This window comes from Mesorhizobium sp. M0909 (genome assembly GCF_040319515.1).
In the GTDB taxonomy this organism is placed as follows: Bacteria; Pseudomonadota; Alphaproteobacteria; order Rhizobiales; family Rhizobiaceae; genus Mesorhizobium.
Window position 1 is genome coordinate 136,917 of the sequence record NZ_JAMYOA010000010.1, and the last position, 16,242, is coordinate 153,158.

Genomic DNA, 16,242 nt, shown 5'->3' on the forward strand with positions numbered 1-16,242 from the left:
CGCGCAACGGGTGGCCCAGTGATCATCGTGCTCACAGCCATTGCGAGACATTATGCCGGCAAGCAAGACATTGCCGAGACTGTCGAAGCCCTCGATCTTGATAGTGATTGCGCTGTGGGCGACTTGGTCTCTGTGGTTGGAGCCGGTACACAGCACGATTTCGCCGTCATCCGCCGCCGCTGGATCGCCAGCGGGACGGGTATGGCGCTCGAACTGACGCTTGATCATCCCGCGCGTTCGATCGGCCGCTGAAAGGAACGAAGCTCGCTCGGAGAGGCTTACTCCGCCTCGCGTCCCATGCGCCGCGCTGTGTAGCGCTCGATCGCCGACAGCCCGTCGTAGATCAGTACGGCAAGGGCGGCGACGATCAGGCCGCCCTGCAGGATGAAGGCGAGGTTGTTCGACAGCAGGCCGGCGATGATCACCTCGCCCAATGTCCTCGCCGCGACTGTCGAGCCGATGGTCGCGGTGGCAAGGCTGATCACCACCGACAGCCGGATACCGCCGAGAATGATCGGCGCGCTGAGCGGCAGCTCGACCTTGACCAGCCTTTGCCAGCCAGTCATGCCGGCGCCACGCGCCGCCTCGACGACGTTGGCCGGCAGCGTCGTCAGGCCAGTCAGCGCGTTCTCGAAGATCGGCAGCAGGCCATAGAGAAACAGCGCAATCAGCGTCGGCTTTTCGCCGAAGCCGACCGCCGGCACGGCAAGCGCCAGCACCGCTACCGGTGGAAAGGTCTGGCCTATATTGACCAGGCTGCGCGACAGCGGCAGGAATTCGGCGCCGGCCGGCCTGGTGACCAGAATGGCGAGCGCGACCGCAACGATCGTCGCGGCAACCGTCGCTATCAGCACGGTCCGCAGATGCAGCAGCGTCAGCGTCAACAGGCTGCCCTGATTGTAGATTACCGGCGCGTTGTTCTCTGTCAGCGGCTTCAGCAGCGGTTCGAACCAGCCGGGATTGGTGACGAAGGCGATAAGCAGCACCACCAGAGCAAGCCTGAGCAGTGATGGAAGCCAAGCCTTTAAGCCAGCCTCTCTCATGCCGGTCTCGCCGCGCGCTTAACTAGTCCGTCCACCGTGACGCGGCCAAGCGGCTTGCCGTCGGTATCTGTCACCGGCAGCGCAGGGCGGCCCGACCACAGGAGTTCGGCGAGCGCGTCGCGCTGGCTGGCGTCACCGGGGATCGCCTCGCCTTCGGCGGTGCCGTTTTCCACCGCGTCGCGGACCCGGCCAAGCGACAACAGCCGGAACGGTTTTTCGCTGGCACCTACCAGGGTTTCGACAAACGCGCTGGCCGGTCTCGCCAGTATTTCGGCCGGCTCGGCATATTGCACCACTTTGCCGCCGTCCATCACGGCGATCTTGTCGCCCATGTGAACGGCCTCTTCCATGTCATGGGTGACCAGGATGATGGTGGTGCCGAAGCGCTTCTGGATTGCCAGCAGATCCTCCTGCGCCTTGTTGCGGATAATCGGATCGAGCGCCCCGAACGGCTCATCCATCAACAGCACGTTGGGTTCCGCGGCAAGCGCCCGAGCGACGCCGACGCGCTGCTGCTGGCCGCCGGAAAGCTCGTGCGGATAGCGTGGCCCGTAGTCTTGCGGGTCGAGCTGGTATAGCGTCATCAGCTCGTCGACGCGGGCCTTGATGCGGTTGGCGTCCCAGCCGAGCAATACCGGCACAGTGGCGATGTTCTGCGCCACCGTGCGATGCGGAAACAGGCCGTGGCCCTGGATGGCATAGCCTATGCTGCGGCGCAGCTCATAATCCGGCACCGAGCGGTTGTTGACGCCGTCGAGCTTGATCACGCCCGATGTCGGCTCGACCAGCCGGTTGATCATGCGAAGCAGCGTCGTCTTGCCGGAGCCGGAGGTGCCGACGATGACGGCGATGCTGCGCGGCTCGATTACCATCGACACGTCGTTGACGACTGTCGTCTCGCCGTAGCGCTTGGTGATGCCTTCGATCTCGATCATGCCGTTTCAACCCTGCGCTTGCTGGCGCTCATTTCGATCACTGCATCGAGGATGATCGCGGCGGCGAAGGCCAGCGCCACCGTCGGCACGGCGCCGAGCAGCACCAGGTCCATCGCCGTCTGACCGACGCCCTGGAACACGAACACGCCAAAGCCGCCGCCGCCGATCAACGCGGCAATCGTGGCGAGGCCGATATTCTGCACCAGCACGATGCGGATGCCGGTGAGGATCACCGGGAAGGCGAGCGGAAACTCGACACCGAACAGCCGCTGGCGGTCGGTCATGCCCATGCCGCGCGCTGCGTCGTTGGCGGCACGCGGCACACCGGCAAGGCCGACCACGGTATTAGCCACCACCGGCAGCAGCGAATAGAGGAACAGGGCGACGAAAGCCGGCGCTGTGCCGATGCCGCGAATGCCGAGCGCGGCAGCACCCGGCACATGCGAAGCGACCCAGCCGAGCGGCGCGATCAAGAGGCCGAACAGCGCGATCGAAGGAATGGTCTGGATGATGTTCAGCACGTTGAGCACGCCGGCCCGCAATTTCTCGACGCGATGGCAGAGGATGCCGAGCGGCAGGCCGATAATCACCGCAGCCGCCAGCGAACCCAGCGCCAACGTCACGTGCTTGGAGCCTTCCGCCCAAAAACTATCGGAGCGATTGAAATATTCCTTGAGGATCGACAGGCTGTTCCAGCTTCCCGAGACGAGCAGCAGGCCGATTGCCGCTGCGGCGACAACAAGCACGCCGACCCGTGCCTGCGGCGACAGGTTCAGCCTTGTAAGCACGTCGGCGAGCAGAAGGGTGAAGGCGAAGATAAGCAGCCAGAATCCCGAAGCCGGCGAGATACGGGCGAAGGTGTTGCCGGCGGGCGTCAGGAAGCTGCCGGCAACGCCAATCAGCAGCGCCAGCGCCGCAAGTGCAACCACACTGGCGGCGAGGCGCAGAGCAAGCGGCGTTTTCAGCAGCGCAATGAGCGCCGCTGCGACAACAATCGCCATCAATAGCGGACCGACCGCCGCGGGCAAAGATTCGAGGATCGAGCGCGCCTCGCCGGGTACGATGCGATTGGCGCGGAAGGTGGCGAATGGCGCCGCGAAAGCCGCATAGGCCGATATCGCCGCGATGACCACGCCAAGCTTGTCGAACCGGATGCGCACGCCCTCCCCCATCGGCCGATCCGGCGCACCTGAAGCGGAGCGCCGGAAATCGCCTTACTTCAGGAAGCCGTTCTTTTTCAAAAAGTCCTCAGCGACGCCCTTGACTGGCTCGCCGCCAACCTGCACGCGGCCATTCAACTCCTGCAGCGTAACGAGATCGAGCTTGGCGAAGACCGGCTTCAGCAGCGTCTCGATTTCGGGATGCTCCTTCAGCACCGCCTCCCGGATGATCGGCGCTGGCTGGTAGACCGGCTGCACACCCTTGTCGTCTTCAAGCACGACGAGGCCGGAGGGCGCGATGCCGCCGTCGGTGCCGTAGACCATGGCGGCGTTGGCGCCGTTGGTCTGGTTGGCCGCAGCGGCAATGGTCGCCGCCGTATCGCCGCCCGACAGCGTGATCAACTGGTCCGGCTTCAGCGTGAAGCCATAGGTCTTCTGGAAAGCGGGCAGCGCGGCCGCCGAATTGACGAACTCGGCGGAGGCCGCCAGCACCACCTTGCCGCCGCCCGAGACATATTTGCCGAAGTCGGAAAGGGTGACGAGCTTATTGGTATCGGCGACCTCCTTGCGCAGGGCGATCGCCCAGGTGTTGTTGGCCGGTGACGGTGACAGCCAGACGATCTTGTTGGCGTCGTAGTCGAGCTTCTTGGCAGTCTCGTAGGCCTTGGCGGCGTCTTTCCACACCGGATCGTCGGCCTTCTCGAAGAAGAAGGCGGCGTTGCCGGTGTATTCCGGATAGATGTCGATCTCGCCGGCTGTAATCGCCTTGCGGACCACGGGCGTGCCGCCGAGCTGGATCCGGTCGGTGGTCTGGATATTATTGGCGTTCAGCACCAGTTGGATGATATTGCCGAGCACGCCGCCCTCGGTGTCGATCTTCGACGACACCACCACCTGGGCACTCGCCGAGGCAAACGTGATTCCGAGCGCTAGTACAGCGCCGGCCAGAACCTTGATTGAAAACATCTCACAAATCCCTTGCTGTGAACCGGAATACGGCTGCCGCATATGAGCATGGCTTCGATGCCCCGTCGGGGTACACGGTTTCATAAGAGAGGGGATGGGCGCAATAATTTTGTTCGGATGTGAGTGAATCCGCTGCCGCGACGTCCCGACAGCGTGACGTCAGTTGGCCGCCCGCAAGCCCGTCATCTTCAACACGCCCAGTGCCACGAAGCACAGCGCGACGACCGGGAAAATCATCCAGTTCAGCATCTCCCAGCCCCAGGCATTGTAGACTGCGCCCGACATCAGCGAGGCGAAGGCGACGGAGCCGAACAGGACGAAATCGTGGAACCCCTGGACCTTGCCTTTTTCGGATGACTGGTAGCTGTCGGCCACCATGGCAGTGGCACCGATGAAGCTGAAATTCCAGCCAAGGCCGAGCAGGATCAGCGTCGTCCAGAACTGCCACAGTGCCAACCCCGACAGCGCGACTATGCCGCAGCCAATGAGCAGTACCAGGCCGATAGCCACGATCCGTTCCGCGCCAAAACGATGGATCAGCGACCCCGTGAAGAAGCTCGGCGCGAACATCGCCATGACGTGCCAGGAAATGCCGAGCGTGGCGTCGTCGGTCGAAAGGCCGCAGCCGACCATGGCCAGCGGCGCGCCGGTCATCACGAAGCTCATCAGTGCGTAGCTGCCGATGGCGCAAAACAACGCCGCGACGAAGCGTGGCCTGGTGACGATTTCTGAGAGCGGCCTGGCGTCGCTGTCGGAAATTTCCACCTTCTTGGTTGCCTTGGCTGGGATACGCAACAAAGAGAGAATGGCGGCGCCGACCGCCGCCAGGACCAGGATGGACGCAAACGAGCCGGCAAACTTCACCGGCGAGAACAGATCGCCGGTGAAGATGACGATCTGCGGCCCGAGTATGGCGGTGACGATGCCGCCGGCCAGCACGAAGGAGATGGCACGCGCCTTGAATTCAGGCGGGGCATTGTCGGCGGCGGCAAAGCGGAATTGCTGGACGAAGGCGCCCCCGATCCCGATCACGGCCAAGCCGAAAGCGAACAGCCAGAAGCTGGGATGAAACAGCGCCAGCGTGGCGATCAGGCCGCCAAGCGCTGTCACCGCCGTTCCGGTCATGAAGCCGTCGCGCTGGCCGAGCCGGCGGATGATCGCCGCGGCCGGCAGGGAACCGAGTGCCACGCCGACATTGAAGCCGGTGATCGGCGCGGTTGCCAGCGACTTGTCAGCGTCGAGCAGATACTGCCCGGCCAATCCGCCCATGGAAATGGCGATGGGGGCGGCCGAGCCGATGATCGCCTGCGAGGCTGCGAGGATGAAGGCGGTGCGACGCGCTTCCTTGCCCGCCTCAACGGCGACGACGGCAGTCATGAGGCGTCCTTGCCGCGGCCCTCGCCACGCACCCGGCGCGACACGCGATCAAGCACGGCATTGACCAGTTTCGGCTCGTCTTCCTCGTAAAATGCCTTGGCGATGTCGACATATTCGGAGACGATGACCGCCACCGGCACGTCCTCGCGCTGCATGAGCTCGTAGACGCCGGCGCGCAATATGGCGCGCAATGTGGAATCGAGCCTCGACAGAGGCCAGTCCTCGGTCAGTGCCTGTCGGATGATCGGATCGATGGTCTTCTGGTGCTCGACGACGCCTGCAAGAATGGCGCGAAACCATTGCGCATCGGCTTCGCGATAGAGCGCGCCGTCGACTTCCTTGCCGAGCCTGAACGTCTCGTATTCGGCGGTGATCTCAAACACGCCGCTGCCGGCGACGTCCATCTGGTAGAGCGCCTGTACAGCGGCCAGACGGGCTGCACCGCGCTTGTTGGCATGGCGAACCGCAGGCTGGCCGGGCGAAGCGGGTTCGCTCACGTTCGCTCTCCCAGCTGTTCCTTTAGAGCGATCATGGTCAGCGCCGCACGCGCCGCAAAGCCGCCCTTGTCGCCTTCCGAACGCCTGGCCCGTGTCCATGCCTGTTGGTCGTTTTCGGTGGTCAGGATGCCGTTGCCGATACAGACCGAATCCTGCACGGACAGGTCCATCAGGGCACGGCTGGATTCATTGGCGACGATCTCGAAATGATAGGTGTCGCCGCGGATGACTGTGCCGAGGGCGACGAAACCGTCATAGTTCGTCCCGCCTTCGGAGGCACCGTCGAGCGCGAAGGAAATCACGGCGGGGATTTCGAGCGAGCCAGGAACGGTGACGACATCGTATGTCGCGCCCGCTTCGTCGAGCGCGCTGGTCGCGCCTTCGAGCAGCGCGTCGGCAAGGTCGTCGTGAAAGCGCGCCTCGATGACAAGAAGGTGTGCCTTCTTCTTCGGACGGATGAACGCTTTGCCGTGTTGGGATGTGCCTGCCATAGATGTCTCCGGGGATCGCCGGTGACTTAGGCCGAAGCCGGTTTGATCGCAAGCGGAAGATTGCCGAAGGAACTTTCAAGGCCAACCCAGTGGCGGTCGCATCAGGGAATGGGCTTTATGGACGACCGCCTCAAAGCCCCTCCTTCGCCGCCTCCATCAGCCGCGCGGCGTAGCGGGCCATGGTGTCGATCTCGAGATTGACCCAGTCGCCGACCTGGCGTTCGCCCCAGGTGGTGACGGTCAGCGAATGGTGGATCAACAGCACGTCGAAACGGGTGCCTTCGACGTTGTTGACGGTGAGTGAAGTGCCGTCGAGTGCGACGGAACCCTTGGGGGCGATGAATTTGGCAAGCTCGCGCGGTGCTTCCAGGGTAAAGCGCACGGCGTCACCCTCTTCCTGGCGGGCCACGATCTCGGCCATGCCGTCGACATGGCCTGATACAATGTGGCCACCGAGTTCGTCGCCGATCTTCAGCGCCCGCTCCAGATTGATCCTCGTGCCGGATTTCCAGGCCATAGCGGTCGTCAGCCTGAGTGCTTCTTCCCAGGCCTCGACCTCGAACCACCGTGCGTTGGCGCCGTCTTCCGGCAGTCCCGTTACCGTCAGGCAGACGCCGCCACAGGAAATCGAGGCGCCGATGGCAATGGTCTGCGGATCGTAGGCGGTGTCGATACGCAAACCGACGCCTTCCCTGAGCGGCTTCACGGCAGCGACGGTGCCGACATCGGTGACGATTCCGGTGAACATTAGTTTGGCCCCGTGAACATCAGTTCGGTCCTAGATGTCTCTTATCCATTCCGCATATGTGTCTTCGCCGAAACGCATGTTGCGCAATTTGCGAAATCCCGGCGGGATATTGTTGGCATCGATTGGCGATACAATGCCGCCCTCGCCGATCGCGTCCGGCCCCTGAAACAGCACGATACGATCGACCAGTTGTTCGTCGAGGAACGCCTTGGCCACCCTCGCCCCGCCCTCGACCAGGAGACTGGCCATGCCGAGCGCCGCCAGATCCTCGAGCAGTTCCGGCAGCGCAATATCGCCTTCATACGTCTCAGTGCCGATAAAGCGAACGCCGGCGCGTTCAAGCGCGGCGCGCCGGTGCGGATCGGCCTCGGCGCAGGCAGCGATATAGAGCGGCACACGGTCGACGCCGGCGACCAGTTTCGAAGTCTCGGGTAGCCTGATCTGACGGTCGAGCACGATGCGCGCCGGCGAACGGCTCTCCAGTCCCGGAAGCCTAACCGTCAGCGCCGGATCGTCCTCCAGTGCCGTGCCGATGCCGATCAATATGCCATCGGCTTCGGCGCGCATCAGATAGACTTCGCGCCGGGCGATATCGCCGGTGATGGAGACCTGTCCCTCGCCTCTCACGCCGATCTTGTTGTCGCTTGAAAGCGCAAGCTTCAGGATCACTTCCGGGCGTTTTTTCAGAGATCGAATCAAATAGCCGGCCATCTGCTCCGCGGCATCGGCCGCCAGCACTTTTTCCACCACCTCGACCCCAGCGGCACGCAAGATTGCATAGCCCTTGCCGGAAACACGCGGGTCCGGATCGCTGGCAGCGCCGACCACACGCGCCACGCCGGCACTGACCAGCGCATTGGCGCAAGGCGGCGTGCGGCCGTGATGGGCGCAGGGCTCCAGCGTTACATAGGCGGTGGCGCCGCGCGCCAGTTCGCCGGCCTCTGCCAAAGCCTCGGTCTCGGCATGCGGCCGGCCGCCGACGGCGGTGACGCCGCTGCCGACGATCATCGGCCCGTTGCCGTCATCCCGTACGATAAGCGTGCCGACGGAAGGATTGGTCGAGGTCCGGCCGGCATTCTTGCGCGACAGCCTGAGGGCTGCCGCCATATAGCGGCGATCGAGGAGCTCTTGCTCAGCCGTGCTGCGTTCGGACCCTGCCATGCTCAGCTGGCGTCCTCTTCGCTCTTCAGCTCTTCGCCCCTGGGCTCGTCGGTTTTGAGCTCGTCGCCTTTGAGTTCGCCCAATACGTCGTGGAAATCCTTGGCCTCGCGGAAATTGCGGTAGACGGAGGCAAAGCGCACATAGGCGACATCATCGAGCGACTTAAGCGCCTCCATGACCAGCCGGCCGACTTCGCCAGAAGCCACTTCGGTCTCGCCCGAGCTTTCGAGCTGGCGCACGATGCCGGTCACGGCCCGGTCGATGCGCTCGGGATCGACATTGCGCTTGCGTACCGCGATCTCGACCGAGCGCAGCAGCTTGTCGCGGTCGAACGGCACCTTGCGTCCAGACTTCTTCACGACGACAAGGTCGCGCAGCTGTACCCGCTCGAACGTGGTAAAACGGCCGCCGCAATCGGGGCAGACGCGCCGCCTGCGGATCGCCGCGCCGTCTTCGGCGGGGCGTGAATCCTTCACCTGCGTATCTTCGGACTGACAGTAGGGACAGCGCATGGAGGGCCTTCGGTTCGCGATTCTCGTGGAGCGAAAGGCTTAGAGGTTTTTGCCACGATGGCAAAGTATGGCCGATGACCGATCGCGCCTCAGAGATAGAGAGGGACGAGGAAAATTGCGAGAGTGGCAATCAGTTGGACGGCAATACGCCAATCAGGGAGCGACGTCGCCGGTCGGGAAGCCGCAGGACGTGCCGAGATAGCGATAGGCTTTGGTGAAGCCGTCCATCGATATGGTCGCGACCGGCTTGTCGGCGAAGCTGACATCGAGGGCGCTCGTACGGCGCATGGCACGCAATATGGCAAGCGTGGTCTCGGGCTTGTTGTCCATCATCCACTGTCCGTCGGCGATAGGATGAAAACCAGCCTTGATCTTGTCGTTAACGTCGCGAAACACCGCCGGGACGTTGTCACCTTTGGGCAAGTCACTGTTTCTCACGGCGATGATGAGGCTCGGATAGCCTGCCGGTGGCAGTACGTCGCCATTCGAGATGGCCAGCGTAAGGGTGCCGCTGGTCCCGTTAGCGTCGAAAAAGACGGTCGAGGCGGCGCAGGTCTTGCGCACATCCTCACCGGTGTTGACCTCGTCCATCGTGGTGGACCACCTGCCGAAGGTCTCTGTCTTGGGCGCTGCCGGCGTCGGCTCGGTCTGCGCCAAGGCGAGGTCGGACAGCTGCAAAATGGCCGATGCCAGCAAGGCGCCAAAGCCGGCGAAACGGAAAGTTTGCATCATTGAGCTTCTTCGCAAGTGCCTTGCTGTCGCACCGGGATTGTCGCACACATGGAGGACACTCGGCGTGGTCAACCAAGGTACGGGTAAAGCGGAAAACGATCCGTCAATGCCGCCACCTTGGTCTTCACAACTGCCTCGACGGCCGCATTGCCATCGTCGGAATTGGCGACTTTCAGTCCATCCAGCACCTCGGCGATCAGCTTGCCGATCTCGCGGAACTCAGCCTGGCCGAAGCCGCGCGTGGTGCCAGCCGGCGTGCCAAGCCGAACGCCCGAGGTGACGAAAGGCTTTTCCGGGTCGAAGGGGATGCCGTTCTTGTTGCAGGTGATGTTGGCGCGGCCAAGGGCAGCCTCGGCGCGCTTCCCGGTGGCGTTCTTGGGGCGCAGGTCGACCAACATCAGATGGTTGTCAGTGCCGCCGGAGACGATGTCGAGCCCGGTTTCCTGCAGGCTGGAGGCTAGCGCCTTGGCATTGGCGACAACGCTCTCTGCATAGACCTTGAAGCTTGGCTTCAGCGCCTCTCCCAGGGCCACGGCCTTGGCGGCGATGACATGCATCAGCGGTCCGCCCTGCAGGCCGGGGAAGACGGCCGAATTCATCTTCTTGGCAATGTCCTCGTCATTGCACAGGATCATGCCGCCACGCGGGCCGCGCAGCGACTTGTGCGTCGTGGTGGTGACCACATGGGCATGCGGCAGCGGCGACGGATGCATGCCACCGGCGATCAGTCCGGCGATATGAGCCATATCGACCATCAGATAGGCGCCGACCGAATCGGCGATCTCGCGAAAACGCTTCCAGTCCCAGACACGTGAATAGGCTGTGCCGCCGGCCAGGATCAGCTTCGGCCTGGTCTCATGGGCGGTCTTCTCGATCGCGTCCATATCGAGCAGATGATCGTCCCGCCGCACGCCATAGGAGACGACCTTGAACCATTTGCCGCTCATATTGACCGGCGAGCCATGCGTCAGGTGCCCGCCGGAATTGAGGTCGAGACCCATGAAGGTGTCGCCGGGCTGCAGCAGCGCCAGGAACACCGCCTGGTTCATCTGGCTGCCGGAATTCGGCTGGACGTTGGCGAAGTTGCAGCCGAACAGCTTTTTCGCACGTTCGATGGCCAGTTCCTCGGCGACATCGACAAACTGGCAGCCGCCATAGTAGCGCTTGCCCGGATAGCCCTCGGCATATTTGTTGGTCATGATCGACCCCTGTGCCTCGAGCACGGCACGCGAGACGATATTTTCCGAGGCAATCAGCTCGATCTCGTGGCGCTGGCGGCCGAGTTCGTTGCGGATGGCGCCGAAAATCTCGGGGTCGGCATCGGCAAGCGTGGTTTCGAAGAAGGATTCGAATTTGTTCGACACTGCCGCTGCTGTTGCCATGGGCTGAAATCCTCAAGGTTCCGGGTCTGTCGCGCCATTAACACAGTTGCTTTCGGCCCGCCACGTTTGCTGCGCGAAATTTGCTGGCCGGATTGCGCCAGAGAGACCGGCGGCCTCTATTTCCTTGCCCTGCTGAAGGGCCGGTGGGCTTCGGTGAGCGTGATCTCGGTGAACAGCGCCTGCGTCGTATGGTCGTTGATCTGGCCGGCGTGATGGCGCCGCGCACGCCGGCAACAGAGCCGGCGATCCGGACGCGCAGTCCGAACGGCTCGGCCTTGCGCTTGTGTAATCGCGCCGAGACGCGCGTCGCGATGTCGCCGATCCAGATCCACAGGAAGGGCAGCCGTCCGGCGATCGGCCCAGCGAAGCTTGTCGCGAAAGACCCGGCAACGAAAAAGGCCGCCCTTCCGGCGGCCTTTTGCAAATGAACTCAGCTGTTTAGAGCGCGGATGTGATCTGCAGCTCGTTGGCTCCGTCGAGGCCGTAAATGTCGTCACGGAACTGGACCACGCCCGGCCCTGTCGACCAGGCCGAGACGTAGAGAAAATAAACCGGCACCGGATTGGTAACCTGCACCGGCATGTTCTCCCCGGTCTTGATCGCCGCCTCGAAATGCTGGCGATCCCAGCCCGGTGTGTCGCGCAGAATCCAGGTGACGAGGTCGCGCACGTTCTGAACGCGCACGCAGCCAGAGGAATCGAAGCGCATCAGCTTGCCGAACAGGCTCTGCTGCGGCGTGTCGTGCATGTAGACGCCGTCCGGGCTGGGGAAATTGATCTTGACCGAGGCCATCGCGTTGCCGGAACCGGGATCCTGGCGGAAGCGATATTTTTCGGCATCGTCGGTCGACCAGTCGACCGTCATTGGGTCGACCTCGCTGCCGTCCGGCGCGAACAGGCGGATATGGCTATCCTTGAGATAGTTGGGGTCCTTCCGCATCAGCGGAATGATGTCCTTGCGCACGATCGAGACCGGCGCGTTCCAGTACGGATTGACGATGATTTCGTTGATCTTGGAATTGACGATCGGCGTCTGGCGATCGATCTTGCCGACGATTGCGGTGTGGCGCAGCACAACGCGGTCGTTCTCGACAGCCTCGATCTGCGCCGCCGGGATGTCGACCAGCACATAGCGGTTGCCAAGCGTGCCGGCCCGCTCACGCAGCCGTTGCAGATTGGTCTGCAGCTGACCAAGCCGAACCGGCGCCGACACGTTCATTGCCGCGAAAGTATATTTGCCGGTGGTTCCGTCGGCCGGCAAGCCGTGACGCAACTGGAAGCGCTTGAGCGCCGAGTCGACGTAAGAATCGAACGCTTCCGAGAGCCCGGCGCTCTGCGCCAGATCGCCCGATATCATCAAGCGCCTGCGCAGCGGCACCACATCGGGATCCTCGACGCCAAGCTGCAGCTTCTTGGTGTCTGGAACCTGCTCCCAGCCGCCTTGCGCGACGATATTCTGATACTGCATGATCGCCTGCTCGGTGAAGGACACCGTCTGCAGGCTGAAGATCGGCAGCGTCGAGGCAACCTTGCCGCCTTCGCTGGCACGCGCATCGAATTGGTCGTCCCAATTGCCACGCGCCGAGGATTTCAGGATATCCCCGATCACATCCTGTGCACTGGCGCGGCCGGCGACCATTGCGGCTGCGAGCGCGGAGGCTCCTGAAAGAAAGAAACGGCGGCTGGTTCTCATGGATGGTCCAGACATTCTTGCTACAATTCAACCCACCGGGCGGTCTCGCCCGCACTCTAGAGTTGGCTTCTTAACAATTAGCCAACCATGGCCCGCATCACTTCGGTGTAAAAACACATGGGTGTAAAAACCCATGGAAGAGACTTGAGCACAGGACAAATGCACGGCTTTGGCCCAGCATCACCCGCATCTTCGGTTCCATTCGAATATGGCGGCAACGTGGCTGTTGCTCGAATTTGGATCGGCCGGCCTGACGAAACGGCAAGACCGGTGCTTTTCGGCACCGGTCTTTGGTCTGCTCCGCGGCAGCGCTTCCGTGGTCCAGCTTCAGATCTTGCTGCGGCGGGTGCGATTACATCCGATAGGCGATGGTATCGTTCCAGAACCGATCCAGCCGCTGCAGGGCGCGGTTCATCTGCTTGAACTCTTCCGTGTTGATGCCGCCGACCTGCTCGATCGAGCCGACATGGCGTTCGTAAAGGCCGGCGACGACTTCCGCCACCTCATTGCCCTTCGGCGTCAGCGAGACCCGCACTGAACGACGGTCGATGCGCGAGCGCTGGTGGTTGATGAAGCCGAGATCGACCAACTTCTTCAGATTGTAGGAGACATTCGAGCCGAGATAATAGCCGCGCGAGCGCAGTTCGCCGGCGGTCAGCTCCGAGTTGCCGATGTTGAACAGGAGCAGCGCCTGGATGGCGTTAATGTCGGAGCGGGCGTTGCGGTCGAATTCGTCCTTGATCACATCAAGCAGACGGCGATGCAGCCGCTCGACCAGCTGCAGCGACTCCATGTACAGCGAACGGATCGCCTCGCGGCGGTCATCGGATACGTTGGCGGTCTTCGCCGCCGGACGCGAATTGATCATTGTCTTTGCCTCTCGTTTGTCGCCCGGTGATTTTTTGTTCTTCACCTTGATCGCGACACTATCGAATACTCATAAAATTCGACTTAAACGCCAAGGCTAACAAGAGCTTACCGGTAAGGGGTTTCGAAAGAGGCTTAACGGACGGTCACCCGAGCAAGGATAATTAACCTAAAGATTTAGCCAACGATCCTGGCCGGAATTGCTATCGCCGGGCTTGCCGCTTCTGGATCCAGATCACCACGCGGAACACTATGTAGAGCAGCGCCACCGCAAGGTGCGAGGCGACGATCAGCGGCCGGCGGCCGAACAAGTCGGGGAAGCCAGCATACATGACGCACTCGGTCACCGCGCAGATGAACCAGATCACCGGCCCCCAGGACGCCAGCATCCACAGGCCGGCAGCAGCGAATGGAAAAAACACCGCCAGCACCACCGCCGCCACCTGCCAGTGCACCGGCATCAGATCGAACCGCCACAACTGGCCGGGGTAAACGCCGATCAGCCGGATCCAGTACAAGATGCCGAACAGCAGACAATAGCCGGCGATAACGCGCTGGAACCAGGCGAAGATGACCTCGATCGTCGAGGGCTGCAGCACCACGCGTCTCGAGGCGGCCTCGCTCACAGCTTCAGTTCCCGTTCGCCGAGCGGTGCGAAATAGGCATCGACGTCGGCGGCGCTGACGTCATCGATGCCTGCCGGCCGCCATTGCGGCGTCGAGCCTTTATCGATGATGGCGGCGCGGATGCCTTCATAGAAGTCGTGCCCGGCAAGCATGCGGTTGAGGATACGGAACTCCATTTTCATGCACTCCTCCATCGACAACGTCTGCCCGGCGCTGATCTGGCGCCACGCGACATGCAGGCTGGTCGGTGAACGTGTGCGGATGGTGGCCAGCGTCTTTGCCGCGAACTCGTCGGCGATGGCTGCCCGCTCCAGGCTGGCGACCATATCGGCCAGTGACGGCTGCGCGAAATGCCGGGCGATGGCGTCCAGCGTCGGCCTGTCTGTCTCGCGTTTGGCCGGGACGAAGCAGCCGCGCAGCACCGATTCCGGGTCGCCGCTTGCCGCCAGCCGGTCGAGAAAGCCGGCCTGGTCCTCCGCCTTGATCGTATGGGTGGCGAGGCCCGACCACAACGCATCGCCATAGCGGATGCGGTTGCCGGTCAGCGCCAGATACATGCCGAAGCTGCCGCCGAGATCCGGCAACAGATGGCTGGCGCCGACATCCGGGAAAAAGCCGATCCCGACCTCTGGCATGGCAAACTGCGCGTTCTCGGTCAGCACCCGCTGCGAGCCATGGAAGGAGATGCCGACGCCGCCGCCCATGACGATGCCGTCGATCAGGGCGACATAGGGTTTCTTGAAACGGGCGATGCGGGCGTTCAGCCGGTACTCGTCGGCGAAGAACTCGACCGGCGGTTTTCCAGCCCGGCCGGCTTCGTAGATGTGGAGGATGTCGCCGCCCGCCGAAAATGCCCTGCCCTCGGCCTTGACGACGACGACGTCGACACCATCGTCGCGTTCCCAACTGCGCAGCGCCTTGTCCAGCGCCTTGACCATGCGGTGGGTTACGGCATTGAGCGCCTGCGGCCGCGTCAGCGTGACGACGCCGGCCCTGCCCAACCTTTCGAAGCGAATCTCGTCGCCTCCGCCAAAATCCATCGCCAGAGAATCCCTCCCGCGCCCGCCGGGAGTGAAGTGCTAATGCGTGGCGCATAGCCACGTCAATGGCAGCGCCAATCCCGCCTGCTGGCCCGTGGCCGCAGCCGGTGCTAATGCTGGCGCTTTGAACCGGAAGGTTGGACCATGCCTTGGTTGCCACGCCTTGCTGTTGTGGTGGTCGGCCTGATCGCTGCGAACACTCCTCCCGTATCGGCCGAAACCGTGGATAGTCTCTACCAATCGCAGACCATCGTCACCGGCCAGGGCGAGGTCAATCGCCAGATCGGTTTCAAGACATGTTTGGATGCGGTGCTGGTCCGTGTCTCCGGTGATCAGCGGCTGGCGAAAAAACCTGAGACGGCGGCGCTGCGCGACAAGGCCGGCAGCTTCGTTGCCGAATTCCGCTACCACGACCGCCTTGAAGGCATTCCGGTCCATGACGAACAAGGCACTCACGACCGGCCGCATGATCTCACCTGCCTGTACAAGCCCGACGCCATCGATCCGGTGCTTGCCGCGCTTGGCAGCAAGCCATGGCTTGCCGAGCGGCCACGCCTGGCGATTTTTCTGGCGGCGGAGCAAGGCACAAGGCAGTTCGCGCTGACTGCCGACGACCAGCGCGGGGCGGCGATGCGCGAATCCTTCGTTAATGCCACCGGTCCGCTGGTCATGCGGATTGTGTTTCCCGAAGCGTCGCTGCTGTCGGCCTCGAAGCTTGACGACCGGGCCCTGCGCCATGCCGATATGGCGACGCTGGACCAGCTTGCCCGAAAGGCCGGTGCCGATCAGGCGCTCGCCGGCAGCCTGATCTGGAGCGACAAGGAGTTTGGCTGGATCGCCGATTGGCGGCTTGCCATGAACGGCAAGGCTTATAAATGGCAAGTGCGCGGTGTCAGCTTCGACGAGGCATTCCGCGTCGCCATGCGGGGTGCTGCGCAGATTCTGTCGGGCAATGGTCAACCAGAATAACGCCCGACAGGACCGCTGGCACAATCGTGTCGCATTGGTCAGCA

The 16,242-nt window shown here is 62.8% G+C and carries 19 protein-coding genes; 3 read left to right on the forward strand and 16 right to left on the reverse strand.

Features of this window, described 5'->3' with window-relative positions:
• Positions 1-18: 18 nt before the first annotated feature.
• Positions 19-252, forward strand: coding sequence for a hypothetical protein (locus tag NKH83_RS17665; RefSeq protein WP_254817560.1), 234 nt, complete (start codon positions 19-21; stop codon positions 250-252).
• 26 nt (positions 253-278) lie between these two features.
• Here NKH83_RS17665 and NKH83_RS17670 read toward each other — a convergent pair whose 3' ends face one another.
• From NKH83_RS17670 to glyA, 12 genes are all read right to left on the reverse strand, one after another.
• Entirely contained in the window at positions 279-1,043 is a 765-nt protein-coding gene (locus tag NKH83_RS17670; RefSeq protein WP_352806084.1) for an ABC transporter permease, read from the reverse strand.
• Entirely contained in the window at positions 1,040-1,978 is a 939-nt protein-coding gene (locus NKH83_RS17675) for an ABC transporter ATP-binding protein (RefSeq protein ID WP_352806087.1), read from the reverse strand. The genes NKH83_RS17670 and NKH83_RS17675 overlap by 4 nt, the downstream gene beginning before the upstream one ends.
• Positions 1,975-3,150, reverse strand: a complete 1,176-nt coding sequence (locus NKH83_RS17680) for an ABC transporter permease (protein ID WP_254817557.1) — start codon at positions 3,148-3,150, stop codon at positions 1,975-1,977. The genes NKH83_RS17675 and NKH83_RS17680 overlap by 4 nt, the downstream gene beginning before the upstream one ends.
• A 42-nt stretch (positions 3,151-3,192) precedes the next feature.
• Positions 3,193-4,104, reverse strand: a complete 912-nt coding sequence (osmF, locus tag NKH83_RS17685; protein WP_352477167.1) for a glycine betaine ABC transporter substrate-binding protein OsmF — start codon at positions 4,102-4,104, stop codon at positions 3,193-3,195.
• A 159-nt stretch (positions 4,105-4,263) separates the two neighbouring features.
• Positions 4,264-5,481 (reverse strand): MFS transporter, encoded by a 1,218-nt coding sequence (locus NKH83_RS17690; protein ID WP_352477166.1) that lies wholly within the window; start codon positions 5,479-5,481, stop codon positions 4,264-4,266.
• On the reverse strand, positions 5,478-5,978 hold the full coding sequence (gene nusB / locus NKH83_RS17695) for a transcription antitermination factor NusB (RefSeq protein WP_352806092.1): 501 nt from the start codon (positions 5,976-5,978) through the stop codon (positions 5,478-5,480). The genes NKH83_RS17690 and nusB overlap by 4 nt, the downstream gene beginning before the upstream one ends.
• A complete protein-coding gene (gene ribH / locus NKH83_RS17700) occupies positions 5,975-6,469 on the reverse strand; it encodes a 6,7-dimethyl-8-ribityllumazine synthase (protein ID WP_352806095.1) in 495 nt (164 codons plus the stop codon). The genes nusB and ribH overlap by 4 nt, the downstream gene beginning before the upstream one ends.
• 130 nt (positions 6,470-6,599) lie before the next feature.
• Positions 6,600-7,217 carry a riboflavin synthase gene (locus NKH83_RS17705; RefSeq protein ID WP_352806097.1) on the reverse strand — a complete coding sequence of 206 codons (618 nt, stop codon included), beginning with the start codon at positions 7,215-7,217 and terminating at the stop codon, positions 6,600-6,602.
• A 30-nt stretch (positions 7,218-7,247) separates the two neighbouring features.
• Positions 7,248-8,378 carry a bifunctional diaminohydroxyphosphoribosylaminopyrimidine deaminase/5-amino-6-(5-phosphoribosylamino)uracil reductase RibD gene (gene ribD, locus NKH83_RS17710; RefSeq protein WP_352806100.1) on the reverse strand — a complete coding sequence of 377 codons (1,131 nt, stop codon included), beginning with the start codon at positions 8,376-8,378 and terminating at the stop codon, positions 7,248-7,250.
• Between the two features lie 2 nt (positions 8,379-8,380).
• Complete coding sequence (nrdR, locus tag NKH83_RS17715) at positions 8,381-8,890, reverse strand: transcriptional regulator NrdR (protein WP_023674492.1); 510 nt, start codon at positions 8,888-8,890, stop codon at positions 8,381-8,383.
• 153 nt (positions 8,891-9,043) lie between these two features.
• Positions 9,044-9,622 (reverse strand): hypothetical protein, encoded by a 579-nt coding sequence (locus NKH83_RS17720; protein WP_352649969.1) that lies wholly within the window; start codon positions 9,620-9,622, stop codon positions 9,044-9,046.
• Between the two features lie 68 nt (positions 9,623-9,690).
• On the reverse strand, positions 9,691-11,004 hold the full coding sequence (glyA, locus tag NKH83_RS17725) for a serine hydroxymethyltransferase (protein ID WP_352806103.1): 1,314 nt from the start codon (positions 11,002-11,004) through the stop codon (positions 9,691-9,693).
• 143 nt (positions 11,005-11,147) lie between these two features.
• Here glyA and NKH83_RS17730 point away from each other — a divergent pair, with 143 nt between their 5' ends.
• Positions 11,148-11,432 carry a hypothetical protein gene (locus tag NKH83_RS17730; RefSeq protein ID WP_352477161.1) on the forward strand — a complete coding sequence of 95 codons (285 nt, stop codon included), beginning with the start codon at positions 11,148-11,150 and terminating at the stop codon, positions 11,430-11,432.
• Between the two features lie 10 nt (positions 11,433-11,442).
• Here NKH83_RS17730 and NKH83_RS17735 read toward each other — a convergent pair whose 3' ends face one another.
• The 4 genes from NKH83_RS17735 to NKH83_RS17750 form a co-directional block, all read right to left on the reverse strand.
• Positions 11,443-12,696 carry a L,D-transpeptidase family protein gene (locus NKH83_RS17735; protein ID WP_352477160.1) on the reverse strand — a complete coding sequence of 418 codons (1,254 nt, stop codon included), beginning with the start codon at positions 12,694-12,696 and terminating at the stop codon, positions 11,443-11,445.
• 352 nt (positions 12,697-13,048) lie between these two features.
• Complete coding sequence (gene ldtR / locus NKH83_RS17740) at positions 13,049-13,564, reverse strand: transcriptional regulator LdtR (RefSeq protein ID WP_352477159.1); 516 nt, start codon at positions 13,562-13,564, stop codon at positions 13,049-13,051.
• A gap of 202 nt (positions 13,565-13,766) precedes the next feature.
• The gene (locus NKH83_RS17745; RefSeq protein WP_254817546.1) at positions 13,767-14,189 is read right to left on the reverse strand and encodes a DUF6163 family protein; all 423 of its coding nucleotides are present in this window, start codon (positions 14,187-14,189) and stop codon (positions 13,767-13,769) included.
• A complete protein-coding gene (locus NKH83_RS17750; protein ID WP_352477158.1) occupies positions 14,186-15,229 on the reverse strand; it encodes an enoyl-CoA hydratase/isomerase family protein in 1,044 nt (347 codons plus the stop codon). Before NKH83_RS17750 ends, NKH83_RS17745 begins: the two co-directional genes overlap by 4 nt.
• Before the next feature lie 144 nt (positions 15,230-15,373).
• Here NKH83_RS17750 and NKH83_RS17755 point away from each other — a divergent pair, with 144 nt between their 5' ends.
• Positions 15,374-16,198, forward strand: a complete 825-nt coding sequence (locus NKH83_RS17755; protein WP_352477157.1) for a DUF8605 domain-containing protein — start codon at positions 15,374-15,376, stop codon at positions 16,196-16,198.
• The last annotated feature ends 44 nt before the right edge of the window (positions 16,199-16,242 follow it).